General features: G+C 73.4%; 25 protein-coding genes. 13 read left to right on the top strand and 12 right to left on the bottom strand.

The annotated features are described in order from the left end of the window. Nucleotides 1–76 precede the first annotated feature (76 nt). Complete coding sequence (locus ACFYS8_RS32350) at nucleotides 77–1603, bottom strand: MFS transporter (RefSeq protein ID WP_387647942.1); 1527 nt, start codon at nucleotides 1601–1603, stop codon at nucleotides 77–79. A 180-nt stretch (nucleotides 1604–1783) separates the two neighbouring features. Here ACFYS8_RS32350 and ACFYS8_RS32345 point away from each other — a divergent pair, with 180 nt between their 5' ends. After that, nucleotides 1784–2119, top strand: a complete 336-nt coding sequence (locus tag ACFYS8_RS32345; protein WP_387647939.1) for a hypothetical protein — start codon at nucleotides 1784–1786, stop codon at nucleotides 2117–2119. Here ACFYS8_RS32345 and ACFYS8_RS32340 read toward each other — a convergent pair. After that, a complete protein-coding gene (locus tag ACFYS8_RS32340; RefSeq protein ID WP_387647936.1) occupies nucleotides 2070–2594 on the bottom strand; it encodes an RICIN domain-containing protein in 525 nt (174 codons plus the stop codon). The two genes, ACFYS8_RS32345 and ACFYS8_RS32340, sit on opposite strands and share 50 nt — an antisense overlap. A 193-nt stretch (nucleotides 2595–2787) precedes the next feature. On the opposite strand from ACFYS8_RS32340, the gene ACFYS8_RS32335 reads away from it, so the two are divergent. The 3 genes from ACFYS8_RS32335 (at nucleotide 2788) to ACFYS8_RS32325 (ending at nucleotide 5941) form a co-directional block, all read left to right on the top strand. After that, nucleotides 2788–4269 (top strand): helix-turn-helix domain-containing protein, encoded by a 1482-nt coding sequence (locus ACFYS8_RS32335; RefSeq protein ID WP_387647934.1) that lies wholly within the window; start codon nucleotides 2788–2790, stop codon nucleotides 4267–4269. Between the two features lie 146 nt (nucleotides 4270–4415). Beyond that, nucleotides 4416–5534 carry a hypothetical protein gene (locus ACFYS8_RS32330; protein WP_387647931.1) on the top strand — a complete coding sequence of 373 codons (1119 nt, stop codon included), beginning with the start codon at nucleotides 4416–4418 and terminating at the stop codon, nucleotides 5532–5534. 95 nt (nucleotides 5535–5629) lie between these two features. Further along, a complete protein-coding gene (locus ACFYS8_RS32325; RefSeq protein ID WP_387647928.1) occupies nucleotides 5630–5941 on the top strand; it encodes a DUF6191 domain-containing protein in 312 nt (103 codons plus the stop codon). A gap of 13 nt (nucleotides 5942–5954) precedes the next feature. Here ACFYS8_RS32325 and ACFYS8_RS32320 read toward each other — a convergent pair whose 3' ends face one another. Together ACFYS8_RS32320 and ACFYS8_RS32315 are read right to left on the bottom strand one after the other, a co-directional pair. Beyond that, entirely contained in the window at nucleotides 5955–7382 is a 1428-nt protein-coding gene (locus tag ACFYS8_RS32320) for a cytochrome P450 (protein WP_387647926.1), read from the bottom strand. A 143-nt stretch (nucleotides 7383–7525) separates the two neighbouring features. Further along, on the bottom strand, nucleotides 7526–8059 hold the full coding sequence (locus ACFYS8_RS32315; RefSeq protein ID WP_387647923.1) for a DUF1453 domain-containing protein: 534 nt from the start codon (nucleotides 8057–8059) through the stop codon (nucleotides 7526–7528). 88 nt (nucleotides 8060–8147) lie between these two features. Here ACFYS8_RS32315 and ACFYS8_RS32310 point away from each other — a divergent pair, with 88 nt between their 5' ends. Both ACFYS8_RS32310 and ACFYS8_RS32305 read left to right on the top strand, forming a co-directional pair. After that, complete coding sequence (locus ACFYS8_RS32310) at nucleotides 8148–8768, top strand: TetR/AcrR family transcriptional regulator (protein WP_387647920.1); 621 nt, start codon at nucleotides 8148–8150, stop codon at nucleotides 8766–8768. 129 nt (nucleotides 8769–8897) lie between these two features. Further along, nucleotides 8898–9755 (top strand): CHAD domain-containing protein, encoded by an 858-nt coding sequence (locus ACFYS8_RS32305; protein WP_387647917.1) that lies wholly within the window; start codon nucleotides 8898–8900, stop codon nucleotides 9753–9755. Between the two features lie 210 nt (nucleotides 9756–9965). On the opposite strand, the gene ACFYS8_RS32300 is transcribed toward ACFYS8_RS32305, so the two are convergent. Next, complete coding sequence (locus ACFYS8_RS32300) at nucleotides 9966–10769, bottom strand: NAD-dependent epimerase/dehydratase family protein (RefSeq protein WP_387647914.1); 804 nt, start codon at nucleotides 10767–10769, stop codon at nucleotides 9966–9968. Nucleotides 10770–10913: 144 nt separating this feature from the next. Here ACFYS8_RS32300 and ACFYS8_RS32295 point away from each other — a divergent pair, with 144 nt between their 5' ends. Both ACFYS8_RS32295 and ACFYS8_RS32290 read left to right on the top strand, forming a co-directional pair. Then, on the top strand, nucleotides 10914–11480 hold the full coding sequence (locus ACFYS8_RS32295) for a hypothetical protein (protein WP_387647912.1): 567 nt from the start codon (nucleotides 10914–10916) through the stop codon (nucleotides 11478–11480). A gap of 130 nt (nucleotides 11481–11610) precedes the next feature. Then, a complete protein-coding gene (locus ACFYS8_RS32290) occupies nucleotides 11611–12018 on the top strand; it encodes an ester cyclase (RefSeq protein WP_387647909.1) in 408 nt (135 codons plus the stop codon). An 18-nt stretch (nucleotides 12019–12036) separates the two neighbouring features. On the opposite strand, the gene ACFYS8_RS32285 is transcribed toward ACFYS8_RS32290, so the two are convergent. Beyond that, nucleotides 12037–12807, bottom strand: coding sequence for a uracil-DNA glycosylase (locus tag ACFYS8_RS32285; RefSeq protein ID WP_387647906.1), 771 nt, complete (start codon nucleotides 12805–12807; stop codon nucleotides 12037–12039). 158 nt (nucleotides 12808–12965) lie between these two features. Between ACFYS8_RS32285 and ACFYS8_RS32280 the strand changes: the two genes are divergently transcribed. Both ACFYS8_RS32280 and ACFYS8_RS32275 read left to right on the top strand, forming a co-directional pair. After that, complete coding sequence (locus tag ACFYS8_RS32280) at nucleotides 12966–13901, top strand: slipin family protein (protein WP_387647904.1); 936 nt, start codon at nucleotides 12966–12968, stop codon at nucleotides 13899–13901. Between the two features lie 103 nt (nucleotides 13902–14004). Further along, a complete protein-coding gene (locus ACFYS8_RS32275) occupies nucleotides 14005–14436 on the top strand; it encodes a CBS domain-containing protein (RefSeq protein ID WP_387647901.1) in 432 nt (143 codons plus the stop codon). Nucleotides 14437–14491: 55 nt separating this feature from the next. On the opposite strand, the gene ACFYS8_RS32270 is transcribed toward ACFYS8_RS32275, so the two are convergent. Then, nucleotides 14492–15385 (bottom strand): SGNH/GDSL hydrolase family protein, encoded by an 894-nt coding sequence (locus tag ACFYS8_RS32270; RefSeq protein ID WP_387647900.1) that lies wholly within the window; start codon nucleotides 15383–15385, stop codon nucleotides 14492–14494. 110 nt (nucleotides 15386–15495) lie between these two features. Next, nucleotides 15496–15948, bottom strand: a complete 453-nt coding sequence (locus tag ACFYS8_RS32265; RefSeq protein ID WP_387647897.1) for a PaaI family thioesterase — start codon at nucleotides 15946–15948, stop codon at nucleotides 15496–15498. Nucleotides 15949–16045: 97 nt separating this feature from the next. Here ACFYS8_RS32265 and ACFYS8_RS32260 point away from each other — a divergent pair, with 97 nt between their 5' ends. Then, the gene (locus ACFYS8_RS32260) at nucleotides 16046–17161 is read left to right on the top strand and encodes a PP2C family protein-serine/threonine phosphatase (protein ID WP_387647894.1); all 1116 of its coding nucleotides are present in this window, start codon (nucleotides 16046–16048) and stop codon (nucleotides 17159–17161) included. A 6-nt stretch (nucleotides 17162–17167) separates the two neighbouring features. On the opposite strand, the gene ACFYS8_RS32255 is transcribed toward ACFYS8_RS32260, so the two are convergent. Then, a complete protein-coding gene (locus ACFYS8_RS32255; RefSeq protein ID WP_387647891.1) occupies nucleotides 17168–20026 on the bottom strand; it encodes an FAD-binding and (Fe-S)-binding domain-containing protein in 2859 nt (952 codons plus the stop codon). 120 nt (nucleotides 20027–20146) lie between these two features. Between ACFYS8_RS32255 and ACFYS8_RS32250 the strand changes: the two genes are divergently transcribed. Next, nucleotides 20147–20485, top strand: coding sequence for a hypothetical protein (locus ACFYS8_RS32250; RefSeq protein WP_387647888.1), 339 nt, complete (start codon nucleotides 20147–20149; stop codon nucleotides 20483–20485). A 63-nt stretch (nucleotides 20486–20548) separates the two neighbouring features. Here ACFYS8_RS32250 and ACFYS8_RS32245 read toward each other — a convergent pair whose 3' ends face one another. From ACFYS8_RS32245 to ACFYS8_RS32235, 3 genes are all read right to left on the bottom strand, one after another. Continuing rightward, the gene (locus ACFYS8_RS32245; protein ID WP_387647885.1) at nucleotides 20549–21346 is read right to left on the bottom strand and encodes a hypothetical protein; all 798 of its coding nucleotides are present in this window, start codon (nucleotides 21344–21346) and stop codon (nucleotides 20549–20551) included. A gap of 344 nt (nucleotides 21347–21690) precedes the next feature. Continuing rightward, nucleotides 21691–22689 carry a glycosyltransferase family 2 protein gene (locus ACFYS8_RS32240; RefSeq protein WP_387647883.1) on the bottom strand — a complete coding sequence of 333 codons (999 nt, stop codon included), beginning with the start codon at nucleotides 22687–22689 and terminating at the stop codon, nucleotides 21691–21693. Nucleotides 22690–22934: 245 nt separating this feature from the next. Further along, nucleotides 22935–23705 (bottom strand): transglycosylase SLT domain-containing protein, encoded by a 771-nt coding sequence (locus tag ACFYS8_RS32235; RefSeq protein ID WP_387647880.1) that lies wholly within the window; start codon nucleotides 23703–23705, stop codon nucleotides 22935–22937. Nucleotides 23706–24257: 552 nt separating this feature from the next. Between ACFYS8_RS32235 and ACFYS8_RS32230 the strand changes: the two genes are divergently transcribed. Further along, nucleotides 24258–25553, top strand: a complete 1296-nt coding sequence (locus tag ACFYS8_RS32230; protein WP_387647877.1) for a metallophosphoesterase — start codon at nucleotides 24258–24260, stop codon at nucleotides 25551–25553. The last annotated feature ends 216 nt before the right edge of the window (nucleotides 25554–25769 follow it).

Here is a 25769-nt window from a genome sequence, read left to right as displayed (position 1 = left end):
GGGACGGGCTTCGACGGCCCCCACCGTACGCGTTCGGGCCCGCGCGCGGTGCGCGGGCCCGGGGTGCTCGGCGCTGCTAAGCCGCAGGTGAGGGCTCCGGTACGGCAGCGGGAGCGGTCGGCTGCTCGGTGCCCCGCAGCAGGGCCGCCGAGACCAGGCCGCCGAGCAGGATCGCGGCCGCGCCGATCAGCTGGCTGGAGGTCAGTCCGTCGGAGAACGCCGTCCGCACCACCTCGCGGAGGCTGTCGTCGGGTGCGGCGGCCAGCGCGTCCGGCAGCGACTTCGCGGCCGAGTCGGGCACCTGGGCGGGCAGGCCCGCCGCGAAGCGCGAGCCGAGCACCGCGCCGAGGACGGCCACGCCGAGGCCGCCGCCGAACTCGGTGGCGGTGCCCTGCACGCCCGCGCCCGCGCCCGCCCGCTCCGGCGGGATCGCGCCCATCAGGGCCGTGGCCATGGCCGGCTGGGCCACCGCGATGCCGGCGCCCATCAGCAGCAGGCCGGCGAGCAGGCCGGTGTACCCGTGCGCCGAGCCCGTCAAGGCGATCACCGCGAGGCCGCCGGACAGCAGCGCCATGCCGAGCGCGACCGCCCCCGGGAAGCCGAGCTTCGGCAGCAGCCGGGCGCCGACGCCCGTCAGGTTGAGCACCACGATCGCCAGCGCCAGCGGGGTCATCCGCAGGCCGGCCTCCAACGGGCGGTAGCCGAGCACCAGTTGCAGGTACTGGGTGAGCAGGAACAGTGAGCCCGCCATGCCGAAGGCGACCAGGACGCCGCCCGCCGCCGCGCCGTTGAACCGGCGGTTGCGGAAGAAGTCCATGTCGAGCATCGGCGTCGGGGTGCGGAACTCCCAGGCCACGAAGGCGGACAGGGCGGCCGCGCCGATCGCCGCGGACAGCAGCACCCGGCCCGAGCCCCAGCCGTGCAGCGGGCCGGAGATGATCGCGAACACCACGCCGACCATGCCGACGGTGGACAGCACCGCGCCCGGGATGTCGGGCCGGCGGCCGGCCGGGTCGCGGCTCTCCGGCAGCAGGCGGGCCACCGCGAACAGGCCGATCAGCGCCACCGGAAGGTTGATCAGGAAGATCGAGCCCCACCAGAAGTGCGCCAGCAGCACGCCACCGAGCAGCGGGCCGCCCGCGAAGCCGAGCGAGCTGACGGCGCCCCAGATGCCGATCGCCTTGGGCACCTCGTCGCCCTGGAAGACCTGCATCACCACGGCGAGCGTGGTGGTCAGCAGCAGCGCGCCGCCGATGCCCATGCCGGCCCGGGCGGCGATCAGTTGGCCGGTGGACTGGGCGAAGGCGGCGGTGGCGGAGCCGATGCCGAACAGTGCCAGCCCGGCCAGCAGGGCGCGCTTGCGGCCGTACCGGTCGGCGAGGCTGCCGGCCGTCAGCAGCAGGCCGGACTGCACCAGCGAATAGGCGTTGATCATCCACTGGATGTCGGCCGTGCCCGCGCCCAACTCCTCGGTCAGCGACGGGATCGCGACGTTCAGCACGGTGTTGTCGAGCAGGACCACCAGGGTGGCGAGACACACCACCGCCAGGATCACCCAGCGGCGCGGGTGCGGGGCGGTGGATGGGACGGACGTTGGTGACAAGAGGGCTCCCCCGGAACGGACGCGGACGAAGGCGCCCGGTGATGGCCGGGCATGTGTTGTACACCGTAGAGGAATCCTTCTACGGTGTACAACGAATATTCGCGCCAAGGGTCGGTGGGTTGACGGCTAACGCTATTAGCCTTAGCTTTTGGTGGCGTGACGGCAGAAGGGATGCTCTCCATGGGGAAGTTGACGGATCGACGGCCGGACGGACCCGGCCCGGCGAGTCGGCTGGGGTGGGCGGTCCTGGCGCTGTTCTCGGCCGCCTTCGCGGTCTTCGAGGCCGCGGTGCACGGCTGGTGGACGGGCCTGGCCGGTGCCGTCCTGCTCACCGGCCCGCTGCTGGTCCACCGGGCCGCGCACCGCGCGCTGCCGCCGGTCGTCGTGCTGGTCGCCTACAGCCTCTCGCCGCTGGACCAGCCGTGGATCTTCACCGCCGCCCTCGGCCTGCTCACCGCCGTCGCGGTCAGACGTGCCAGCGCTGGTCGGCCGCGTCGTTGCAGTACCACTGGATGATCGGCGTGCGGAGCGCGGAGCTGCCGCCCTGCACGCTGACGCACAGGCCCGAGTTCTTGTTCTTGAAGCGCATGTTCGAGCTGTCGATCATGTAGTTGTCGATGTAGAAGGTCTGGTTCGCCCCGCCGTGGCACTCCCACTGGCCGAGCTGGGCACCCGGCTGGGTGGTCCAGCCCGGCGCCTCCAGGCACAGGCCCCAGCGGTTCACGATCTCGTAGGCGCCGCCGCCCGTGTTCTCGAACGTCCACAGCTGGTCGTTGTTGCCGTTGCAGTCCCACTGGAACGCCGGGAGGCCGTTGCCGTCGCCGCCGCCGTCCAGCGCCAGGCACTTGTTGGTGGCGTTGCTCTTCAGGTTCCCCTGGAAGTCGCTGGCCGCCGACGCGGAGCCCGCCGAGGTCAGCGAGAGCGTCACGGTCAGCGCGGTGACGGCGCCGGCGGTGGTGAGCAGACGGCCGAGGCCGGTCCTGCGGGTCATGGGTCCTCCAGATCGGTGCTGCTGGTGCGGTGCCCCGCAAACCTAGGGCGACGCCCCGGCCAGCCAGGTGCGACGGTGCCCGGTGAGCCCCGCCGGACGGTGTCGAACTGCACACCGAGCGCGTTGATCTTCCGCTCGTGGCGCGGATAGCCTGGGGACGAATCGACTTCGGATGTCACTCGGGGGAAGCGACATGCGCGAGACGCCCCCGCCGGGGGGTCGGACCGTCCAGCGCCTGCGCCGGGCCGACGACGTCCTCGACCTCCAGGCCGCCGGACGCCGCGGCGGAACCCCCGCCGTCCTGCGCCTGCTCGCTGCCCGCACCCGGGCCGGCGTCCTGCTGCTGCACCCCTCCGGTACCGACGCCTGCCCGCCACCCGCACCCGTCAACGCCGCCGAACGCGCCCTGGCCCGCAGCGCCGTCCGCGAAGCCGTCACCCGCGGCACCGGCTCCGCCGCCGTCGGACAGACCGCCCTGACCTGCCTGGTCGTCACCCTGCCCGGCCGCCCCGGCACCCGGCTGCCCGTCCTCGCCGCCGTCGCACCCCGACCCGCCCCGCCCGACCTGCCCGTCCTGCTCGCCGACGCCGCCACCGTCCTCAGCCTCACCTGGGACGCCGAACGCGGCCGCCAACAGGCCCACCGGGCGCAACTCGCCGACACCGGAACCCGCGAAGCCGTCCTCCAGCTGCTGATGGCCGGCCAGGTCGCCGTTGCCCGCCGACTCGCCCGAACCCTGCGCAGCGCACTGCCCGACACCGTACGGATGTACGCCGTCGAAGGACCCGCCGCCGCCCGCCGGGACGCCGCCGACTGGGCCGCCACCACCGCCGCCTGGGTCGGCCGCGAACCCGGCGGAGCCCGCCGCACCCTCGTCCTCGAACCCGCCACCGGCACCCGCCCGCTCGCCGCCTGGCTGCACCACCCCGCCGTCGCCGACACCTGCCACGTCGGCATCAGCGACGCCGTCCCGCTGCGCGACACCGCCCTCGCTCACCACCAGGCCCTCCGGGCCCTCACCGCCGCCCGCCGGCACCCCGAACGCCGCGCCGCCCACGCCCAACTCGGCGACCTCGCACCCGCGCTCGGCCCCGCCGGCGCCGCCTGGGCCGCCGCCACCCTCGCCCCCCTGCGCACCCACCGGCCCGCCCGCCCCCAGGACCCCGACGGCCCCGCGCTGCTCGCCACCGCCACCGCGTGGCTGCACCACCCCACCGACGCCGCCGCCCGCCTCGGCATCCACCGCAACACCCTGGCCGCCCGCCTCACCCACCTCCACCACCGCCTCGGCACCGACCCGCACCGCCTCGCCGACCGGGCCGCGCTCTCCCTGGCCCTGCGAGTGCGGACTGACGAACAGTCAATGTGCGTTGGTAGAGCCAGACTTGATGAACTTCTGGCCCAGCCGCAGGTGATCGACTGGGCTTCGAGCCGGCTCCACCCGCTGCACGCCCCCGACGCCCCGCCCGCGCTGGCCGACACCCTCGCGCGCTGGCTGCGCCACGACGCCCGAATCGGCCCCACCGCCCAGGAGTTGGCGCTCTCGCCCTCGGCCGTCCGCAAACGCCTCGGCCGGATCGAGACGCTGCTCAACTGCGCATTGCTGCGCCCACCGACCGCCGTCCACGACCTGTGGCTCGCCCACCGTGCCCTGGAGCTGGCCGGCCGACCTTAGGGTCCGGCCGGGGTCAATTGGCGGAACCGGCAAGCGGCGCGCCGGGCGGCGTGCCTAACGTGGCCTGCCGGGGGGCAGTTCAGAGCACGTTCACGGGTCGGGACCGCCGATTGCGCAGGTCCGGCCCGCTCCTCAGGAGGCAGTACATGAGACTTCGGGCATGTTCGAGCGCGCTGGCGATCGCCGCGCTGACCTTCGGCCTGACCGCCGCCGCGCCCGCGGGCCACGTGATGGGCCCACGGCCGTTCCTGGACCGGCTGAACACCGTCACCCCCGGCCCGTCCACCGTGCCGGGGAACGGTGACCAGAACCCGTACGGCACGTTCACGATCAAGGAGAACGTCGGGGACCTGCACCGGGGCAGCGTCCTGGTCAGCAACTTCAACAACGCGGCCAACCTGCAGGGCACCGGCACCACCCTGGTGCAGGTCGCCCCGGACGGCGCCGTGACGACGTTCGCCACCATCGACCCCGCCCATCTGCCCGGCCCCTGCCCCGGCGGCGTCGGCCTCACCACCGCGCTCACCGTGCTGCCCGGCGGCTGGGTCGTGGTCGGCAGCCTGCCCACCGCCGACGGCACGGCCGCCACCGCGCAGGCCGGCTGCCTGCTGGTGCTCGACCGCCACGGCACCGTCCGTGAGACCTTCGTCGGCGGCGGCATCAACGGCCCCTGGGACATGACCGCCGTCAGCCACGGCAGGCACAGCGACCTGTTCGTCACCAACGTGCTCAACGGCACCGTCGCCGGGGGCGGCGCGGAGGTCGACGCGGGCACCGTGCTGCGGATCTCCCTGACCACGAACGACGACCAGCCGCCGCAGCGCGGCGACACCACCGTGATCGGCTCCGGCTTCCCCCAACGGACCGACCCCGCCGCGCTGGTGATCGGCCCGACCGGCGTCAGCCTCGGACGCGACGGCACGCTGTACGTCGCCGACACGGTGCCGAACCGGATCACCGCCATCCCGCGCGCGCTCACCCGCGACGACAGCGCCGGCATCGGCCGGGTCATCACCTCCGGCGGGGACCTCAACGGCCCGCTGGGCATGACCCTCACCCCCAAGGGTGATCTGCTGACCGTCAACAGCCAGGACGGCAACATCGTCGAGACCACCCCCCGCGGGGAACAGGTGGCGGTGAAGCAGATCAACAACGAGGGCGACCCGGCGGGCGCGGGCGCGCTCTTCGGCCTCACCCTGGACATCGACTGCGACGCCGTCTGGTTCGTCAACGACGCCGACAACACGCTGGACCTGCTGCACTGAGACCGCTTTCGGCGCGCGGCGGCGGGCCCTCCCGCTGCCGCGCGCCGCACGTGCGGTGGGGAACTCCGTTGGTGCGGTGGGGCGTTGAGACCGGCATGGTGGCACTGGTGGCGGTGATGGGCAGCCTGGTGTTCCCCGCGGCGCTGGTGCTGCTGGGGTTCGCGGCCTCGGCGGCGCGACGCGCGGCCGTGCGGTGGACCGGCCCCGCGGAGAGCGGTCGCGGGGTCGGGGCGCAGGCGGGGGAGGAGCTGCACGCGCTGCTGTATGCGGGCAAGCGGGTGCAGTTGGAGCAGCGGCGGATCGAACTGGTGCTGCGCGACGACGAGCACGACGGCGCGCCCCCGCGCACCGGGATCGACCTGGCGGCGGGCACGGCGCGGATCCGGCCGCCGGGCAGCGGGAGTTGACGGGTCCTACTCGTCAGTGCGCCGCGATCCGCAGGTGCAGGCGGCGCGGGCGCAGCACGGTGGCCAGCGGGACGGGACGCAGGTCGGCGTCCGGCTCCGGGACGAGGCGCCGGCGGGAGAGCAGGGTGGCCAGCACGAGGACGCACTCGGTGCGGGCGAACAGGTCGCCCACGCACTTGCGGGCGCCCGACCCGAACGGCAGGAAGGCCCGCCTGGCGGCTGGGGTGACCCGTTCGGGCCGCCAGCGGTCCGGGTCGAACTGGGCCGGCGCGCGGTACGCGGCCGGGTGCCGGGCCACCGCCGCGGGGGAGAACACCAGCGTCGTCCCCGTCCGGAGCGTGCGGCCCGCCAACTCGGTGGGCGCGGTGGTCACCCGGGTGAACAGCCAGCCCGGCGGGTGCAGGCGCAGCGTCTCCGACACCACCCGGTCGACGGCGCCCAGCCGCGGCAGGTCCGCCCACCCCGGGGCGCGGCCGTCCGGCAGCACCTCCGCCAGCTCCGCCCGCACCTGCTCGGCCGCCGCCGGGTGCTGGGACAGCCGCCACAGCGCCCAGGTGAGGGTGGCCGCGACGGTCTCGGTGCCGGCCGCGAGCAGGGTGATCACCTGGTCGTGCACCTCGGCGTCGGAGAGCCGCGCCCCGTCCTCGCCGCGGGCGGCGAGCAGCGAGGCCAGCAGGTCGGGCTCGGTGCCGGTGCCGGTGCCGGTGCCGGTGGGGTCGGGCGCGGTGAGGTCGGGCTGGGGGAGGGGCGCGCGGTAGGTGGCGATCAACTGCCGGGTGGCGTCGTGCAGTTGGTTCAGCGCCCGGCGGTAGCGCAGGTTGCCGGGCAGTGGCAGCTCGCGCACCGGCGTGGGCAGTAGCATCTGCCGGAACACCCCGTTCAGCACGGTGTCGAACGCCCGCTCCACGCTGCGCGCCAGCTCCGCGTCGATCGCCGTCGCGCAGAGTGTGCGGCCCAGGGTGCGCAGCGCGATCCCGTGGAAGGTGGGGAAGGCGTCGATCACCTTGCCCGGCTGCCACCCGCCGGTGGCGAACTCGATCTCGGCCTGCATGACCTGCGCGTACCTGGTCAACTGCGGGCGCCGGAAGGCGGATTGGACCAGTCGGCGCTGGTGCTGGTGGTCGCGGTACGGGCAGGTGACCAGGCCGTTGCCCGCCACGTCGCGGGCCCGGTCGTAGAACGCACCGCCCTTGTCGAACAGCCGGTGGTCGGCCAGCACCTGGTTCAACAGCTCAGGGTGGCACGGGACTTGAACGGTCGTCGGCCCCAGCCGCATCGCCACCAGGTCGCCGTGCCGGTGCAGCGAGGACAGGTACCCCGCCGACCCGCGCAGCAGCCGGTGCCCGTGGCCGAGCAGCGGCAGGGCGCCCGGCGCGACGGCGGCGGAGTAGGTCGGGGGCTGCGACGGGTGCTGCGATGAGCGCTGCGGCGAGTGCGGCATCCCTCCACGGTAGGCAGCCCCGGTCGGCGGCGGACCGCGCCCGGCGGCCCGTCGCCTGCCGGACCGGTCGGGCGGCGGGCGTGGCGGGGCATGACGAACGTGGGTTCGTGGGGTGGGGTGTTGTGCGTCAGGTTGACGGGGCGTCAGGGGCGCTGCTGGCGGGTGCGGTCGAGGCCGAGCAGTGCGGACGGGCCGCGGCGTTCCGGTGCGAACGGGATGCCGGAGGTGAGGCCGCGCAGGCCGACGGTCAGGGCCTCGCCCAGGAAGCCGATGCCGATGGACAGTTGGGTCGGGCGGGCGTCGGCGGGCAGCCCGCTGTGCTCGGCGAGGAACGAGAACCCGGCCATCACCGCCAGCGAGCCCGCGGCGACCAGGAACGTCCAGCCGGTCCAGCGCTGCCAGAGCACGCCCTGGCGCGCCTCGACCCGGACGGTCGCGCCGCGCAGCGCGCCCGTCGCGAGGCTGAGCACGAGGCCCGCCGCGATCCAGGCCCAGTCGACCGCGCCGAGGCCGTGGCGCAGGTCGTGGTGCAGGTCGTGGTGCTGCCAGAGCGACCACGCGCCGAGCGCTGTGAGGACCACCGGCGGTCCGAACAGGTCCCGCGCGTTGAGCGGTTCGCCGCGCAGCCGCCGGACCGCCACCGCGACGACCACCGCCGCGATCAGGACCGCGCTCATCCATCCGTGCATCGTTCCGCTCCCCCGAAATCTTTTTAGCTCGACTGTGCCAAAACGCAATTTAGCTCGCCCGTGCTATAACGGCAACATGCCGAAGATCGTGGACCCCGAGGAGCGCCGCCAGGCCGTCGCCGATGCCGTACTGCGCGTCGCCGCCCGGGAAGGCCTTGAACACGCCTCGCTGCGCAACGTCGCCGACGAGGCCGGACTCGCGATCGGCTCGGTCCGGCACTACTTCGCCGGCAGTTCGGAGCTGATGATCTTCGCGATGGGGGAGTTGGCCCGTCGCATCGAAGCCCGCATCCGCACCCACGCGGCCGCCCTGCTCGACCCCGCCGCGACCGGCGACCGGCGCGAGCTGACACTGCAACTCCTCGCCGAGACACTCCCGTTGGACACCGTGCGCCGCGAAGAGTCCGCCGTCTGGCTGTCCTTCGTCACCGCCGCCCGCACCCGCCCCGAACTGCGCGGCCGCCTCGCCACGATGCAGTCCGGCCTGGACGAACTCATCCACCGCGTCCTGCTCGAGACCCGCCGCACCGGCGCCCTCGCCCCCGGCCTCGACCTCGCCGTGGAGACCCGCCGCCTCTCCGCCCTCCTCGACGGCCTCACCCTCCAAGCCGTCCAGCACCCCCTCCTGGTCGGCCCGGACGAGCTCTGCGCCGTTCTCCGCAGCCACCTCGACTCACTGGCCGGTGCACGGCCTTGAGGCGCTGAGCCCGCCGCCCCGGCCCGCGGCACCGTCGCAGCGCGGTGCCCGCGCGAACCCGCCGCCACCGGCCTACCCTTGGCAGGCACGGAAGGACGTGCCCTGGCGGCACGGAAGGACGTGGCGAACGTGGCACACCGGATCGACGGCAGCGCGGGGGACGTTCTCACTGCACGCCTGCGCGAGCAGACCGCGAAACTGGTCGCCCTCGAGCCCGACGTCCGCGCCGACCGGCCCGACGCCGTCCACCAGATGCGCGTCGCCGCCCGCCGCCTGCGCAGCGCCCTGCGTACCCACCGCCGCCACCTGGCCGGCGACCACACCGGCCTGGAGAGCGAACTGCGCGAGCTCGGTCGGAACCTCGGCCGGGCCCGCGATGCCGAAGTGCTCGGCGAACGCCTCCTCACCCAGGCCCGCGAACTCCCCGACGGCGGCGACCGCGAACGCGTCCTCGCCGAACTCACCACCTGGAGCAGCCGGGAGGCCCGCGAAGGCCGCGCCGCCGTCCTCGCCGCACTCGACAGCCAAGCCTTCCGCGAACTGCTCGACGCCCTCACCGCACTCGCCGACGACCCCCCGCTCAACGCCCGCGCGACACGGCCCGCCGGGCCGGAACTCACCCGCATCCTGCGCCGCGAACACCGCCGCACCGCCGAACGCCTCGCCACCGCCGAACACACCCCCGACGGCCCGGCCCGCGAACACGCCCTGCACGACGCCCGCAAGGCTGCGAAGCGCGCCCGCTACGCCGGCGAGACCGCCGGCCGCCCGGCCCGCAGCTTCACCCGCCGGATGAAGGCCCTGCAGGACGTGCTGGGCCGCCACCAGGACGCGATCGTCGCCCGCGGGGCGGTGCGGGGGCTGTCGGACGGGGGTTTTGGGTACGGGGTGTTGTTCGGGCGGCAGGTGGGGGAGGCGGTGTTCGCGCGGGAGTTGTTGCCGGGGGTGTGGGAGAGGGCGGGGCGGCGGCCGAAGCGGATTCGGTGATGGGGGTGTTTGGTGAGGTGGAGGGGGTGGAGGGGCGGCGGTTCGTTGCCTGTGGGGCGGTGCGGGGGCTGTCGGACGGGGGTTTTGGGTATGGGGTGTTGTTCGGGCGGCAGGTGGGGGAGGCGGTGTTCGCGCGGGAGTTGTTGCCGGGGGTGTGGGAGCGGGCGGGGCGGCGGCCGAAGCGGATGCGGTGACGGGGGTGTTTGGCGGTCAGGGCGCGAGGTGGCGGAGGGTGAACTCGGGGAGGGCGTACGGGCCGGCCTGGGGAGCGGTGGGGTCGGCGGGGTGGTCGGCGCCGGGGATGGCTGGGGCGTGGAGTTCGGCGTCGTCGACGGGGGCGTAGTCGAGTACCGCCGGGTCGGGGAGCTGCCAGAAGCGGCGGGTGTTGGCGGAGACGGCGTACGCGGTGGCGAAGCGGACGGTGGGAGGGGCGGTCAGCGCGGCCCGCACAAAACCGATCGCGTCGCGGGGGCTGAGCCAGGTCGCCAGGTGGCGGGGCTCGGTGGGGGCCGGTTCGAAGCTGCCGATGCGCAGGCAGATCACCGACAGGCCGAACTTGTCGGCGTAGAGCCGCCCGAGGGCCTCGATGGCCGCCTTGCTCACGCCGTACAGGCCGTCGGGCCGGACGGGATCCTCCGGGTCGGTGTGGTGGCCGACCGGGTGGAAGCCGGTGACGCGGTTGCTGCTGGCCAGTACCACCCGGTCGATGCCGGTACGGCGCGCCGCCTCCAGGACGTTGTGGGTGCCGAGCACGTTCACGTCGAGCAGTTCCGGCAGCGGCGCTTCGTCCGGCACGCCGCCCAGGTGGAGCACCTGATCGGCGCCGGCGAGTGCCGCCTCCACGGCGGCCGCGTCGCGCAGATCGACGGTGCGCGCCTCCTCGTTGGGAGCCTCCGGCCGTAGCGGCACCCGGTCGAGCAGGATCAGCCGCTCGGCCTCGTCCCGAAGTGCCTTGCGCGCAACGGTTCCGATGTTCCCCGCCGCGCCGGTCAACGCCACCGTACCCAGCCGCACTCTGCCTCCTCAGGCGATCCGTCCGTTGCATTCTGGGGGCCGCTCTCCCCCCGATCAAGCGATATGCGGCGGGCGATCGCGGTCGCTCGATCACGGTGTCCGGCCGTGGTTCAGCGCACGCAACGCGTGGGCGGGGGAGGGGCGATGGCGCGCGGACGGACCCGGGTGGCCGGGTGGGCGGCGGTGCTGGGCAGCGTGTTCGCGGCCGGGCACGGGGGTGGCGGTGGCGCTGCTGCCGTCCGGGCAGCGGGCCGGGACGGCGGAGCGGCGAACGGCGCCGAGCTGAAGGACGCGCTGCTGAAGGTCGCGGGTTCGCCGACGGCGGAGCGGGTGCTGCCCACCCTGGTCGCGGTGCTGTGCGCGCTGGCCTGGCTGGTGGCCGCCGTGCTCGACCGGCGGCGGGCCGACCTGAGCAAGTCGACGCCGTCGCGGCTGCTGGCAGGGCTGCTCGGCGTCGGCCTGGTGCTCGCCTCCGTTGCCGCGCTCGCCCAGGCGAACGGGCCGGACGAGGCCGACGGGCGGCAGGTGCGGCGGATCGCGCAGGCGGGCGGGGCGGAGCGGAGGCTGCCGATCGTCGCGGTGCGCTCCGAACCGACGGTGCTGGGGCGGGTGAACCGCCACCAGGTGTGCCGCACGACCGTCGATCTGGAGCTGCCGTACGCGGCCGGCCCGCGGACCGTCACCACCCGGGTGGAGACGCTCGGTGGCTGAGCGTGGTATTCGCGACCCGGCCCGACGCGTGTCGTACGGCGATCGGCCGGGTGGTGCGCGGATCGGCCGCACAGGGCGGCGAGTTGGGGGCACTGGCGGGCCGGGTCGGCTGCTGGGTACGGTCGGTGCCATGTCCGAAGCTGTCAGCAAGCGCAACGTCGAGGTCGTCCGCCGCTACCTCCGGGTCTTCGAGACGAAGCAGGTCGCCGAGTTCGAGGAGCTCGTCGCCGAGGACGTGCTCGTTCACGGCGCGGGGCTGCACGGTCAGGGGCGGCACTACCCCGAGGGATCGGTGCTGACCCCGGGCCTGTCCAACTGCCGCGTCCAGGTGGACGATCTCTTCGCGGCCGGCGACCGCGTCACCGTGGCCTTCACACTCACCTACACCCACGACCGCAGCGGCCGGGACCTCACCATGACGGGCGTCAAGTCCTACCGGCTCCGGGACGGGCGGATCGTGGAGTTCTGGGGCGAGACCGACCTCTACGGACTCCTCCGCCAGGCCGGACTCGTCCCCGAGCGGATTCCGCCCCTCTGACCGGATCGCACAACGGACCTACGGCGCGGTCGGGTTCAGGCCCGCGGTGGTCGCGGCGGTGCGGAGGAGGTCGTCGACCATGGTGGGGGTGAGGCGGCCGGTGTAGGTGTTGCGGGGGCTGACGTGGAAGCAGCCGTAGAGGTGGAGGGGCGGGCCGTCGTCGGTGGCGGGGAGGATCGCGTGGGCGCCGTGGGTGAACTGCGGGCGGGGGCGGGGGACTTGCCAGCCGGCGGCGGCGAGGGCGGGGAGGACGGCCTGCCAGGCGAAGCCGCCGAGGGCGACCACGGCGCGGACGGTGGGGCGGAGGTACTCGAACTCGCGGACGATCCAGGGGCGGCAGGTGTCGCGTTCGGTGTTGGTGGGCTTGTTCTCGGGAGGGGCGCAGCGGACCGGGTCGGTGATGCGGACGCCGAACAGTTCGAGGCCGTCGTCCCGCCAGGTGGAGTGCGGCTGGGAGGCCAGGCCGAGTCGGTGCAGGGAGGCGTACAGCAGGTCGCCCGAAGGGTCGCCGGTGAAGATCCGGCCCGTTCGGTTGCCGCCGTGCGCGGCGGGGGCGAGGCCGACCAGGATCAGGCGGGCGTCGGTCGGTCCGAAGCCCGGGATCGGTCGCGCCCAGTAGTCCTGGTCCTGGAACGCGCGGCGCTTCACCCGGGCCGCCTCCTCCCGCCACTCGACCAGGCGCGGGCAGGCCCGGCAGCCGACCACCAACTCGTCCAGTTCGGCCAGCCCGTGGACACGTCCGACCAGTTCGGAGGGCAGGGCGGAGGACGGTTCGGAGGGCAGTTCCATGGCGCCGATCCTAGGGGCGCGCAGACCGTGACAGGCGGGACGGCGAGGCAACGGGAAAGCGTTTTCCCGTTGGGTCTCGCGCGGCCCGGCCGGTGGGGGCGGGGGCGGAGTAGCGTAGAGATACGAGTCTGCGTGCCGTACGGGTCGAGGTGACGGCGATGATCGTGGTTGACGCGTTGATTGCGGTGCTGGTGCTGTTGGCGGTGCTGGCCGGGCTGAGTGTGCGCATGGTGCAGCAGTACCAGCTCGGCGTGGTGTTCCGGTTCGGGCGGGTGCGGGACGAGATCAGGACGCCGGGGCTGGTGCGGATCATGCCGATCGCGGACCGGCTGCGCCGGGTGAACGTGCAGATCATCACCATGCCCATCCCGGCGCAGGAGGGCATCACCCGGGACAACGTGACCGTCCGGGTGGATGCGGTGGTGTATTTCAAGGTGGTCGACCCGGTGAAGGCGATCGTCAACGTGCAGGACTACAACTTCGCGATGTCGCAGGTCGCACAGACCTCGCTGCGGTCGATCATCGGCAAGAGCGAGCTCGACGACCTGCTGGCCAACCGCGAGCCGATCAACCAGGGCCTGGAGCTGATGCTGGACAGCCCGGCGCTGGGCTGGGGCATCCAGATCGACCGGGTGGAGATCAAGGACGTCGCCCTGCCCGAGTCGATGAAGCGCTCGATGGCCCGGCAGGCCGAGGCGGACCGGGAGCGGCGGGCCCGGATCATCACCGCCGACGGCGAGTACCAGGCGTCCGCGCGCCTGTCGGAGGCCGCGAAGGTGATGTCCGCGACCCCGGCCGCGCTGCAACTGCGGCTGCTGCAGACCGTGGTGGAGGTCGCCGCGGAGAAGAACTCCACGCTGGTGCTGCCGTTCCCGGTGGAGCTGCTGCGCTTCCTGGAGAGCTCCACCGAACGCAACACCGCGCAGGCCGTCGAGGCCACCGAGGTCGCGGCGCAACTCGCCGAGAACGAGGCCGAGGGGACGCTGGAGCCGGATCCGGACGTCGAGCAGCTGGAGCTGCCGCAGGTCGCGGCGGCCGCCGAAGTGGGCCGTCCGGAGCGCCCGTTGGACGTCGCCCCGCGGCACGCGGCGTGACCCGCCGGACGGACGGTCGGGGCCTCAGCGGTGGCGGGCGGTCCGGTGGCGGGGCCAGCATGGAAGACGGCCAGTGGACACAACCAGCTCGGGAGGTCCGGCCATGACCACCGCGAAAGAGATCATGCACCCGGGAGCGGCGTGCGTCACCGGTGAGCAGACCCTCGGCGACGCCGCCCGGATGATGCGCGAACGCGGCGTCGGCGCGCTGCCGATCTGCGACGAGAACCAGAAACTGCTGGGCATCGTCACCGACCGGGACATCGTGCTCAGGTGCGTCGCCGACGGACGCGACCCCGGCACCGTCAAGTGCCTCGAACTCGCCCTCGGCCGCCCGATGGTGATCGAGGAGGACGAGGACGCGGAGTTGGTGCTGTCGGTGATGGAGGACCACCGGGTGCGCCGGCTGCCGGTGATCAACCACCCCGACCACAAACTCGTCGGCATGATCAGCGAAGCCGACATCGCCCGGCACCTGCCGCAGGAGCGGGTGGCGGAGTTCGTCACGGCCGTCACCGCCGTCACCTCCCACTGAGAACCGGTAGGGCGAAACCCCGCCACACCGGGTGGTGCGGCGGGGTGGCGGGGTGTCAGTGCATGTACTGCTTCGGCAACTTGGCGACGAAGGCGTCCGCGATCACCTGGTAGCCCGCGTCGTTGGCGTGGATGTCGCCGCGCGCCATGTTGGTCCACTGCATGACCCGGGCCACGTTCAGCGGCACCTGCTGGTTGCCCAGCGGCACCAGCGGCGCGAACGAGGTGGTGGAGAACGCCCCCGCCACGTCGGCGGTCGGGACGCGGTGGCGCGCGTCCACCGTCTCGATCACCGAGTTGAGCGCGTTGGCGAGCGGCACCGAGGCGGTGGCCATCTCCTTGCCCTTGTCGCCCGTCATCCAGGCGGCCAGGAACGGGTCGTACAGGTTCATGCCGACGATCCGGGTGTGCGGGCCGGCCGCCTGCTGGAGCTCGCCAAGGATTTGGTCCAGGCCGGTTCGGACCTGCTCGATGCCGTTCATCGCGCAGGGCAGGTCGAGCGAGCCACCGGCCGCGCAGCGCTGCACGTCGTTGGCGCCGATGTCGATCGTCACCAGCACCTCGTCCTTCCAGTGCGCCTTCAAGTAGGCGACCGCAGCCTCCAGTTGGGAGCCGCCGAAGGAGTGCGGGTACGGGCAGCCGCCGTTTGCCATGGTGCCGGTGGTCTCGCCCGGGCAGCCCAGGTCGGTGAACTCGAACGGGCGGTGGTCGTCCGCCGCCCGCTCACCCAGCGTCCGCGCCAGGTCCTGGGCGTAGCCGCGGCCCACGATGTGGCCGCCGGTCGGCGTGGACTGGTAGCCGGCCGCCAGCGAGTCGCCGATCGCCAGGTAGTACGCCGTGGCGTGCTGCCCGCCCGGCGCCGCCGAAGCGGGAACGGCCGCCGCGCCGGTGAGGGTCAGAGCGGCGAGCGCGGCCGCAACGAGCGCGCGGCGGCGGGGGATCGGGCGCATGGAGCCTCCAGGGCGAATGATCGCGATCAGACGGATCCGAGGAGGCTACTGCTCGGTACACCCGCAGGAACAGGGGTGTGCACGTACTTGATCTTCCGGGGCGAGGTGGTTCAGCCCGGGAACGCGTAGACCGTGGTGGCGTGCGCGACCGGGTCGTCCGGGGCGTCCGGCGTGGTGAGGGTGATCTCGGCGAACGCGATCCGGCGGCCCAGCTTGGTCAGCCGCGCCGTGACCAGCAGATCGGTGTCACGCGCCGCACGCTGGAAGGTGATCGACTGCTGGACGGTGGTCATCGGAGCGAACCCGCCCAGCGCCGAGGACACCGCGACGACCGTCGCCGTGTCGGCCGCCGCCATCATCGCCTGCCCCGACAGCCCGCCGCCGTCCCGGGCCAACTGGTCGGACCACGGCAGCCGCAGCACCGCGTGCCGCGTCCCCGTCTCCACCACGGAGAGCCCCAGGGCCCGCACCCACGGTGCGAATCGCTCGGCGAGGATCAGGTCGCCCTCGGCGGGCTCCAAGGGGTTCTTACCGGCTTCGGCAGCCTTCGGCGGGGTCGTCATGGCGTGATCGTAGGAGCTGCCGGTGACGCGGCGCCATACCCCGGACGCGGAGTGTCCACCGGTCGTGGGCAACCCCGCGGCGAGGCATGGTGGTGGGGTGGGAGTGCGGCGGCGGAGTCTGGCGGAACTGCGGAGCGAGTGGCGCGCCGAACACCTGCTGGTGCTGCTGCCGATCAGCCTGATCGTGCTGATCTCCGTCATCGACATCTCGATCTCCCCGAACATCCACCTCGGCCCGCTGCTGGTGGTCGCCCCCGCCATCACCGCCTCGTTCGCTGGCACCCGGATGACCGCCCTGATCGGCGCGCTCGCACTGATCGCCCTGATCCTCATCGCCGCCTTTCACGGCGGCCTGTTCACCGCCAACCACCAGGCCCAGATCGGCGCGCTCGCCCTGGTCACCGTCGTCGTCGTCGCCTTCCGCCGGGCCCGCGAACGCCACGGACGCGAACTCACCCGGGTCCGTACCGTCTCCGACGCCGTCCAGCGCGTCCTGATGCGCCCGCTGCCCGAACAGGCCGGACCGCTGCGGATCGCCACCCGGTACCTCGCCGCCGACGACGAAGCGAACGTCGGCGGCGACCTGTACGCGGCCGTCCGCACCCCGCACGCCACCCGCCTGCTGATCGGCGACGTCCGCGGCAAAGGACTCGACGCCGTCGGCGACGCCGCCGCACTGCTCGGCGCCTTCCGCGAGCTCGCTCACCTGCACCAGGACCCGGCACAGCTGGCCGACGCGCTGGAGACCTCCTACCAGCGCCATCTCGCCGAGGTCGCCGACGCCGGCCACGACGTCCGGGAGAACTTCGCCACCGCGCTCGTGCTCGACCTGCCCGACGACCGCCCCGTGATCCGGCTCGCCGACTGCGGACACCCGCCGCCCCTGCTGCTCACCCCCGGCCACGCCCACCTGCTCCCGCTGCACCGGAGCGGCCCCCCGCTGGGCATGGGCGACCTCGCCCCCGCCGACCGCCGCACCGAGGAGTTCGCCTTCCCGCCCGGCAGCACCCTGCTGCTCTACACCGACGGCGTCACCGAGGCCCGCAACCACGAGGCCGTCTTCTACCCCCTGCCCGCCCGCGCCGCCCACCTCGCCCCGGAGCCCATCACACCCACGGACTTCCTCGACCGCCTCCGCCGTGACCTGCTGGCCTACGTCGGGGGACGGCTGATGGACGACGCGGCGATGGTGGCGGTCGGGCGGGAGGGCTGACGGGGGCTACTCGTTCCGCCGGGTCTGCTCGAGCGCGCGGAGCAGGACTTCGGCGAGGTGCAACGGCCGGGCGGACGGCTCCAGTTGGGTGAGCTGGGTGCGGCAGCTGAGGCCGTCCGCGAGCAGCAGCGTGCCGGGCTCGGCGGCGCGGACGGCGGGCAGCAGGGCGCGTTCGGCGGCGGCCACCGACACCTCGTAGTGGCCGCGCTCGAAACCGAAAGCCCCGGCCAATCCGCAGCAGCCGGCGTCGAGTTGACGGTTCGTCAGGCCGAGCTCGGCCGTGATGCGCCGGTCGGCGTCGGTGCCCAGGACGGCGTGCTGGTGGCAGTGCACCTGGGTCATCGCCGTACCGCCCAGCCGCGGCAGGGCCACCTCGTTTTCGTCCAGGAACTCGGCCAAGGTGCGGACCCGGGACGGGAGTTCGGGGCCGTCGAGGAGTTTCGGCCAGTCGCCGCGCAGGGTGGCGGTGCAGGACGGCTCCAGGCCCACCACTGGGAGGCCGGGCGGCAGTTGGCGCTGGGAGCGGCGGATCACCCGGCGCGCCGCGCCGAGTTGGCCGCTGGCGATCAGCGTGAGCCCGCAGCACACCGGCCCGGTCGGAAGCTGCACCCGGAAGCCGAGCCGCTCCAGCACCTGGACGGCGGCCATCGCCGGTGCGGGGTCCAGGAGTTCGGACATCGAGTCGGGCCACAGCAGCACCGCCGACGCCGCCGGGTCGGCCGGGTGGGCGGCGCGGTAGCTGCGGAACCAGGAGGAGAAACGGCGCTCCGGGAGGGCGGGGAGCGAGCGCCGGGGGTCGATGCCGCCGAGGCGCTTGAGCAGGGCGCCGCTGAACCGGCCGCGCAGGGCGGCGTTCGCGGCGCGCGGCGCGAGATGGGCCAGGCGGAGCCACAGCGGCAGCAGGCCGAACGAGTAGTGGGCGGCCGGGCGGGGCCTGAACCGGTAGTGGTGGTACAGGAATTCGGACCGGTAGGTGGCCATGTCCACCTGCACCGGGCAGTCGCTCGCGCAGCCCTTGCAGCCCAGGCAGAGATCGAGCGCCTCCCGGACCTCCGGCGAGCGCCAGCCGTCGGTGACCAGTTCGCCGCGCAGCATCTCGCCGAGCAGCCGGGCCCGGCCCCGGGTGGAGTGCCGTTCCTCTCCCGTCACCATGTAACTCGGGCACATCACCCCGCTGTTGGTGTCCACGCACTTTCCGACGCCGACGCAGCGGTGGACGGCGTTCAGCAGACTGCCGGCGTCCAGCGGATACGCCAGGGTCAGCGGCAATTCCCGTCCGGGGAAGCGCAGATCGGCGTCCAGCGGGCGCGGGTCGACCAGCAGGCCGGGGTTGAGCAGGCCGTCCGGGTCCCAGATCTGCTTGAACCGGGCGAACAGGTCGATCACCTGCGGCGGGAACATCCGCGGCAGCAGCTCGGCCCGGGCCTGCCCGTCGCCGTGCTCGCCGGAGAGTGAACCACCGTGCGCCACCACCAGATCCGCCGCCTCGGTGAGGAACTCCCGCATCACCTGCGGCCGTTCACGCACGGGGAAGTCCAGGCGCAGGTGCACGCAGCCCTCGCCGAAATGCCCGTACGGCACCCCGCGCAGCCCGTGACGCTTCAGCAGGGCCCGCAACTGCCGGAGGTAGGAGCCGAGTTGCTCGACCGGGACGGCCGAATCCTCCCAGCCCGGCCACGCCGCGCCACCCGGTCGGCCGTCCGGCCCCGGAGGCAGGCGGGTGACGATGCCGGCGCCGGCCTCCCGGATCGACCACAGCGCACGCTGCTCGGCCGGGTCGGTGACCAGCGCGACCGTCGCGGTGCGCTCCCGCCGTACGGCGTCGGCGAGTTGACGCGCCCGGTCGGCGGCCTCGGCGGCCGTGGCGCCGCCCGTCTCCAGGAACAGCCAGCACGCACCGTCGGGCAGCCGGTCCAGCACCGGCGGGCGCGGCCCCGCCGCGAGCAGCGCGGCGACCAGGTCGGCGGCCATGCCCTCGCAGGTCAACGGTTCGAGCGGCAGCAGCGCGGGCACCGCGTCGGCGGCGGCCGTCTCGTCCCGGTAACCCGCCACCACCAGTGCGCGGTACGGCGGTTCGGGCACCAGCCGGACGGTGGCGCCGAGCAGCAGGGCGCACGTCCCCTCGGTGCCGGTGACGGCCCGCACCAGGTCGAAGCCGCGCTCCGGGAGCAGCGCGTCCAGCGGATAGCCCGAACCGCGACGCGGCAGCACCGGCATGGCGCGGCGCAGCAGCGCCAGATTGTCGGCGGCCAGGGCCTGCAACTCCCGGTGCAGACGGCCGAGTCGGCCCGGCGCGGAGGCCAGGGCGGCCCGTGCGGCCGGTGGCAGCGGGCCGGTGACGGTCAGTTCGGTGCCGTCGGCGAGCAGCAGGTCCAGGCTGTGCAGATTGTCGGAGGTGCGGCCCCAGGCCAGCGAGTGCGAGCCACAGGCGTCGTTGCCGATCATCCCGCCCAGCGTGCACCGGCTGTGGGTGGACGGATCCGGCCCGAACCGCAGCCCGAACGGCCTTGCCGCGCGCTGGAGTTCGTCCAGTACCGTGCCCGGTTCGACCCGCGCGGTGCGGGACTCCGGATCGACCGCCAGCACCTTGCCGAGATGCCGCCGAAAGTCCAGCACCACGGCGCCAGGCCCGATCGCCTGCCCCCCGATGCTCGTCCCCGACCCGCGCGCCACCACCGGCACCCCGTACTCCCGGCACACCGCGAGCGCCGCCCGCACATCGTCCGCATCGGCCGGCTTCACCACCCCACGCGGCACCTGCCGGTAGTTGGACGCGTCCTGCCCGTACACGGCCCGCTCCGCGGTGTCGAAGCGGACCTCACCACGGACGGCGGCGGCGAGAGTACGGGCGAGATCGGAAGCCATCCGCCGATCATCCCAGCCGGGGGCGTCCGGCCCCGGTCGCGGGCCTGTGAACGGCGGGTCGGAGCTCGACGGGCAGTCGCGGTTCCGCGCTGTGTCCGGCCGACGGCTACCTTGGCGGGCATGGAAACCGAACATCCCTTGGTCCGTGACGTCTTCCCCGAACTCGTGGACGAACTCGCGGCGCTGCTGGAGCATGACGGCGAACCCGAACTGGCCGCCGGCGCACGGGAACTGCGCCTGGTCGCACCGTGCGAGTGCGAGGACACCTCCTGCCAGAGCTTCCGCACCGCCCCGCACCCGGTCGGACAGCCGTACGGCCCGGGCCACCGCTGCCTCGAACTGCCCGCCGAGGAGGGCATGGCCGTCCTGGACGTGGTGGACGACCGGATCATGTACGTCGAGCTGATCGACCACCCCCCGCTGCGGGACGCGCGCACGCACCACGCCACGCGAGCATGAAGATCGGATCATCACGAGTCGCGAACCGGACCCGGCCGCCCTCTCGGTTGAGCCGGTGAACGGTCAACTCCCGGTGGTTTGCGCCGATTCGGAGACCGGGCTTGCCTGCTTGGGGATGGTGGCCACGACCGGTTCGGTGGGCTGCGGCCCGGATGCGGCGGATGCGGCGGGTGTGGTCGGTGGAGTCGAGGCCGTGGGCGAAGTCGGGGCGGTGGGCTGGATCTTGTCGTCGCGTTCGTCGTCGCCGGCGCCGTCGCGGGTGGTGAGGACGGTGTCGAAGATCTCGCGGAGCTTGTCGGTGGCCTGCTTGGAGAACAGGCCGCACAGGCCGGCGATGCCGGCGAAGCCGTACGGGTTGGTGGCGGTGCCGTCGGTGCCGTTGGCGAACAGGCCGCCGCGCAGCAGGAAGTAGACCAGCAGGGCGAGTGCGCCGCCGATCGCGGTGCGCAGCAGGTACCAGGGCAGCCAGCTGGGCAGGAGTTGGCGGTTGCCCGCGTAGGTGGCGAAGGACGTCGCGGCGTGCACGAAGCTGCCGAGCCCGCTGGCGGCCAGGACGGCGATCAGCATCGCGGTGTTGGACGTCAGGTGCCAGGGGCCGAGGCCGAGCACCTCCCAGGTCGCGGGGACCTCGGACGGGGCGCGTTCGGCGGTCAGGGTGGTGAGCGGCGTCCAGACGCTGATCAGGGCGGCCACGCAGACGAACGCCTCGGCCAGCAGCAGTACGCCGAGCAGCAGCACAGCCCAGCCGGCCATCTGCTGCTGGGGCGGGAGTTGGCCGACCGGCCCCGGAGTGGGGCCGCCGTCGGCGGCGGAGAACGGGTCCGCAGTGGGATCGGCCGACGGGGAGACAGGGGAGGTCATCGAGAGTTCGCCTTCCGGTCCGGTGATGCACGGAGGTGCACGGGGTGCACGGAGGTGGCGCGGCAGAGGTTGGCGCGGGGAGGGACTCTACCGTCCGCCCGGGGCCGACGGTTCGTCAGGACCCCTTGGTCCAGGCCAACCGCATGCTCGTCAGGAGGTTGCCCGACGGATCGTCAAGGCACGCGGCCCGGGCGGAAGATTTCCGAAATCCCTGCCGCGAGCCGACGTACGCCGTCCCCACTCCCGGCGCGTGTTCGCGCGAGGGCGCGCTCAGCGGCGCCCGCCCCTGGGACCTGCGAGGGCGCGCTCAGCGGCGCCCGCGCCTCGGGCCTGCGAGGGCGCGCTCAGCGGCGCACGCCCGCCAGGCGGGAGAACTTGGCGACCTCGAAGGTGGCGTACGAATTCGACGCCAGCAGCGAGAACTTGATGCCCTCGCGGCCGTCCGGGCGCTTGTAGCCGTCCGGGAGGAAGCGCTTGTAGTGCTCGGCGGCGCGCTGGAAGAACTGCGGGCGCTCGGTGCGGGTCAGGGCCCCCGGCAGGTCGAAGACGAACAGGTAGTGGCGGATCATCCGGGTGAACAGGTGGGTGCGCACCTCGGGGTTGACCGGCGGGGCCTCCTCGGGCTGCGCGTCCAGCAGCTCAAAGGTGCCCTCGTAGCGGTCGAACAGGTCGAAGTGGCTTGCTCCTTCGCCGCCCGCCGGGTGCAGGGTGTGGCGGCGGCGGATGGTGATGCACTCGCGGTTGAGCACCGCGATCCGGGAGGCGGCCAGCAGCGTGCGGTGCACTGCCGGGACCTCCTCGTAGAACCCGTCGGGGAAGGCCGGGGCGGTGGCGGTGCGCACCAGCCGGTCCCAGATCAGCGGTGGGGCGCCGAAGAATTCGGGGTGCTCGGCCGGGGTGAACACGTCGGGGCCGGCGGCGTCCAGCAGTTCGGCCGCGTTGCCCGGCCACACCTTGCCCCGGTACTCGCGGTTGTGGCCGAACAGCAGCAGATCGACCTCACCGGTCTCGGTGAGCCGGGCGTCCATCGCCTCGAACGCGTCCGCCGGCAGCAGGTGGTCGGCGTCCAGGAACAGCAGGTAGTCGCCGCGCGCGTGTGCCGCGCCCGCCATCCGGGCCCGTCCGATGCCGGGCTCCGTGTCCAGCCGCAGCACCCGAACCCGGGCGTCGCGCAGCTCGTACGCCTCCAGTAGCCGCTCCTCCGGGCAGTGCGGGGAGGGCGTCTGGACCACGATGATCTCGAACTCGCGGAAGGACTGTGCGAGCAGGGAGTCGAGGCACTCCTTCAGTTGTTCCTGCTCGTCGTAAGCGGGGAGCACGACGGTGATCAGTGGTGGGGCCATGGGCGGGAGGCTAGGGGCGGGGACAGCCTCAGGCAAAGGTCGGAAGCCGCTCTAAAGCGGCTATTCCGGACAGCAGTCATGGGAAGTTCGCTGAATCTTCACCAAACGAACACGAGCATGCGATGAAATGTCCGGATAGAGGGCGGAACGCCGCGACTTGCTGACGTATCGTCAGATGTACGCATGGTGGTGGAGCTGCGCACACACCGTGCCGAATGTCCCTCCGGGGCAAGGACCAACGGCCCTCAGTACCAGTTGTGAGCCTGCCAGAACGCCCACGCCGCACACGGGCTGCCATAGGTCTGGTTCATGTACTGCAGGCCCCACTTGATCTGGGTCGCCGGGTTGTCCCGCCAGTCCGCGCCCGCCGACGCCATCTTCGAACCCGGCAGCGCCTGCATCAGCCCGTACGCACCCGAGGACGGGTTGGTCGCGTGCACGTTCCAGCCGCTCTCGCGCTCCACGATGTTGTTGAAGCACTGCAACTGCCCCGCCGGCACGAGCTGCGCCGCGATCTGCTGCGGCGTCCCGCTCAGCGCCTTGGCGACGGCCGACGCGGACACCGACGTGGACGCCGACGCGGACGCCGACGCGGACGCCGACGGGGTGGCGGACGGCTTGCTGCTCGCCAGCGCCTGGCGCTGCTGCGACCGGGACGCCGCCTCGGCGTCCGCCCTGGTCTTCGCCTCGGCGCTCGCACTGGCGCTCGCACTGGCCTCCGCTTCCGCCTCGGCCTGCGCGGACGCACTGGCGCTCGCGCTCGCGCTCGCCTCCGCCTCGGCCCGCGCCTGCGCGGACGCGGCGTCCGGCGAGGGGAGAGCGTCTGTCGCCAACTGCTCGACGCTCGCCGGCCGGGCCGCCGCGTCGGCCGGGGCCGAGTGCTGCGGCAGGACGATCGCCAGGGCGGCGGCACCCGCGACCGCGACGGTCGCCACACCCGCCACCATCGAGTGGCGGTTGCGACGGAGCGTCCGCGAAAGGCGGGACGGGCGGCGGTGCGGGCGGCGCTGCGGCATGGCGATCTCTTCTTGTACGGGCCGGACGGCCGGTGGGACACGGCGGCCCGCCGACCGGCACGCACGGCACCGGCCCCGCACCGTGGAACACGGCGCAGCGCGGCAATCGGACGAACGTGGCAGCGGGATGGTGGCCGGAGCGGCCGGACTGCCCGGCGGACGGGGGACATTCTTGGCAGATCACGCAGAGTGGCTCAAAAGCCCCGGCAACTATGCCTCGTAGTAGCGGGTCGGTCGGAGGGTGGGTGGTCGGGCGGGCTTCGGCGACCCCGGGCCGGGCTTGGTCCGTACCATCGGCCGGTGGCCACCGGAATGCCTCTGACCTGCGAAGTTGCGGTAAGCTTCGGCGGGCAGACAGGAAGGCGACGTGGCCGCCCGCGAGGCTGGTTCGCGCACCGACTATTGAGAGTCGTAGAAGCCCGCCACGATGTGGGAGGGCTCACAGGAACCGAACGCGCACCGGCACGCCCCGCACCCGGACGAACACGCCCGGTCGAACGGAACGGCACCCCGGTCACAGCCCGCGATCACCGGGCCCCGATACTTGCCCGCATGGTGATCGTGGTGGTGGGGCTGGTGGCAGTGCTCGGCCTGTTCGGGGCGGCGCACTGGTACGTGTGGCGACGACTGGTCCGCGACGTCTCCCGCCCCGGCAGCCGCTACCGGCGCGCAGGCACCGTGCTCGCCGTCCTGCTGCCCGTGCTCTCCCTGCTGGCCCTGGTCGGCGGCCGGGCCTTCCCGCTCGCCGTGGAACGCTGGTTCGCCTGGCCCGGCTACCTCTGGATGGCCGTTCTCCTCTACCTCCTGCTCGCCCTGCTGGCCGGCGAACTGCTGCGCCCCCTGCTGCTCCGGCTTCCGCGTCGCCGCGAGAGTGAGCCGGCGGTGGCTGTCGAGCCCGTGGCGGTCCCTGCCGAAGTGGTGGCGGTTTCTGTCGAGGCGGCGGGGCCTGCAGGGCCTGCTGCTGGGCCGGCGGAGCCCGAAGAGTCCGCGGCGGGGTCTGCTGGGGCGGGGAAGGCGGTGGAGCCCTCGCGGCGGCTGTTCGTGTCCCGGGTGGTGGCCGGGGCGGCCGCCGGAGTCGCCGTCGGCGTGGTGGGCAACGGTGCGTACGGGGTGCTGCGCGGGCCGCAGGTGAAGCGTGTGACGGTGCCGCTGGCGAAACTGCCGCGCGCCGCGCACGGCTACCGGATCGCCGTGGTCAGCGACATCCACCTCGGCCCGATCCTCGGCCGCGCACACACCCGGCGGATCGTCGACACCATCAACGCCACCCAGCCCGACCTGATCGCCGTGGTCGGCGACCTGGTCGACGGCACCGTCCCCGAACTCGGCCCCGCCGCCCGCCCGTTGGCCGACCTGCGGGCCAAGGACGGCGCGTACTTCGTCACCGGCAACCACGAGTACTTCTCGGGCGCCGCGCCCTGGGTCGACTTCGTCCGCGAACTCGGCGTCCATCCGCTGGAGAACGCCCGCGTCGAGCTGCCCTGGTTCGACCTCGCCGGGGTCAACGACATCGCCGGCACCTCGCAGGGCCAAGGCCCGGACTACGCGCGGGCGTTGGGCGACCGCGACCGCGGCCGGGCGGCCGTCCTGATGGCCCACCAGCCGGTGACCGTCCACGACAGCGTCCGCCACGGCGTCGACCTCCAGCTCTCCGGCCACACCCACGGCGGCCAGCTCTGGCCCGGCAACTACCTTGCCGAACTGGCCAATCCGACCGTGGCCGGCCTGGAACGGTACGGCGACACCCAGCTCTACGTCACCCGCGGCGCGGGCGCCTGGGGCCCGCCGGTCCGGGTCGGCGCACCGTCCGACATCACGGTGGTCACACTCGCCTCGCTCCACGCCTGAGGCCGCTCCAACTGACCCGACCCCGCTGGGACATGGCGCGAGGCGGCCGGGTGCAGGCAAGCCGATGCCGCACCCGGCCGCCGGCGGAAGGGGGTGGCCGAATTGCGCCCCCACCGGCGGCTTTGCTGCTCGTTTTGCTTCCTTTGGCGAAGGTTTGTGGGAACGTGGCGATGGTTCGTTCAGAGCCGAACCGCAAGGTCAATTCCTTCGCACAGG

Origin of the sequence: Kitasatospora sp. NPDC004615 (assembly GCF_042873545.1) — a bacterium.
Lineage (GTDB): Bacteria > Actinomycetota > Actinomycetes > Streptomycetales > Streptomycetaceae > Kitasatospora.
The sequence above is the reverse complement of the archived record's forward strand: the minus strand, read 5'-3'. Positions and strand labels throughout refer to the sequence as shown.

Bases quoted from the DNA above. Each gene is read 5' to 3' on its own strand.
- ACFYS8_RS32285 (WP_387647906.1), bottom strand. From the start codon at position 12,807: ATGGAACTGCCCTCCGAACCGTCCTCCGCCCTGCCCTCCGAACTGGTC.
- ACFYS8_RS32255 (WP_387647891.1), bottom strand. From the start codon at position 20,026: ATGGCTTCCGATCTCGCCCGTACTCTCGCCGCCGCCGTCCGTGGTGAG.
- ACFYS8_RS32295 (WP_387647912.1), top strand. From the start codon at position 10,914: ATGGCGCGCGGACGGACCCGGGTGGCCGGGTGGGCGGCGGTGCTGGGC.
- ACFYS8_RS32325 (WP_387647928.1), top strand. From the start codon at position 5,630: ATGGTGGCACTGGTGGCGGTGATGGGCAGCCTGGTGTTCCCCGCGGCG.
- ACFYS8_RS32335 (WP_387647934.1), top strand. From the start codon at position 2,788: ATGCGCGAGACGCCCCCGCCGGGGGGTCGGACCGTCCAGCGCCTGCGC.
- ACFYS8_RS32290 (WP_387647909.1), top strand. From the start codon at position 11,611: ATGTCCGAAGCTGTCAGCAAGCGCAACGTCGAGGTCGTCCGCCGCTAC.
- ACFYS8_RS32250 (WP_387647888.1), top strand. From the start codon at position 20,147: ATGGAAACCGAACATCCCTTGGTCCGTGACGTCTTCCCCGAACTCGTG.
- ACFYS8_RS32345 (WP_387647939.1), top strand. From the start codon at position 1,784: ATGGGGAAGTTGACGGATCGACGGCCGGACGGACCCGGCCCGGCGAGT.
- ACFYS8_RS32315 (WP_387647923.1), bottom strand. From the start codon at position 8,059: ATGAGCGCGGTCCTGATCGCGGCGGTGGTCGTCGCGGTGGCGGTCCGG.
- ACFYS8_RS32310 (WP_387647920.1), top strand. From the start codon at position 8,148: ATGCCGAAGATCGTGGACCCCGAGGAGCGCCGCCAGGCCGTCGCCGAT.
- ACFYS8_RS32230 (WP_387647877.1), top strand. From the start codon at position 24,258: ATGGTGATCGTGGTGGTGGGGCTGGTGGCAGTGCTCGGCCTGTTCGGG.
- ACFYS8_RS32340 (WP_387647936.1), bottom strand. From the start codon at position 2,594: ATGACCCGCAGGACCGGCCTCGGCCGTCTGCTCACCACCGCCGGCGCC.
- ACFYS8_RS32320 (WP_387647926.1), bottom strand. From the start codon at position 7,382: ATGCCGCACTCGCCGCAGCGCTCATCGCAGCACCCGTCGCAGCCCCCG.
- ACFYS8_RS32270 (WP_387647900.1), bottom strand. From the start codon at position 15,385: ATGCGCCCGATCCCCCGCCGCCGCGCGCTCGTTGCGGCCGCGCTCGCC.
- ACFYS8_RS32240 (WP_387647883.1), bottom strand. From the start codon at position 22,689: ATGGCCCCACCACTGATCACCGTCGTGCTCCCCGCTTACGACGAGCAG.
- ACFYS8_RS32275 (WP_387647901.1), top strand. From the start codon at position 14,005: ATGACCACCGCGAAAGAGATCATGCACCCGGGAGCGGCGTGCGTCACC.
- ACFYS8_RS32245 (WP_387647885.1), bottom strand. From the start codon at position 21,346: ATGACCTCCCCTGTCTCCCCGTCGGCCGATCCCACTGCGGACCCGTTC.
- ACFYS8_RS32280 (WP_387647904.1), top strand. From the start codon at position 12,966: ATGATCGTGGTTGACGCGTTGATTGCGGTGCTGGTGCTGTTGGCGGTG.
- ACFYS8_RS32265 (WP_387647897.1), bottom strand. From the start codon at position 15,948: ATGACGACCCCGCCGAAGGCTGCCGAAGCCGGTAAGAACCCCTTGGAG.
- ACFYS8_RS32330 (WP_387647931.1), top strand. From the start codon at position 4,416: ATGAGACTTCGGGCATGTTCGAGCGCGCTGGCGATCGCCGCGCTGACC.
- ACFYS8_RS32235 (WP_387647880.1), bottom strand. From the start codon at position 23,705: ATGCCGCAGCGCCGCCCGCACCGCCGCCCGTCCCGCCTTTCGCGGACG.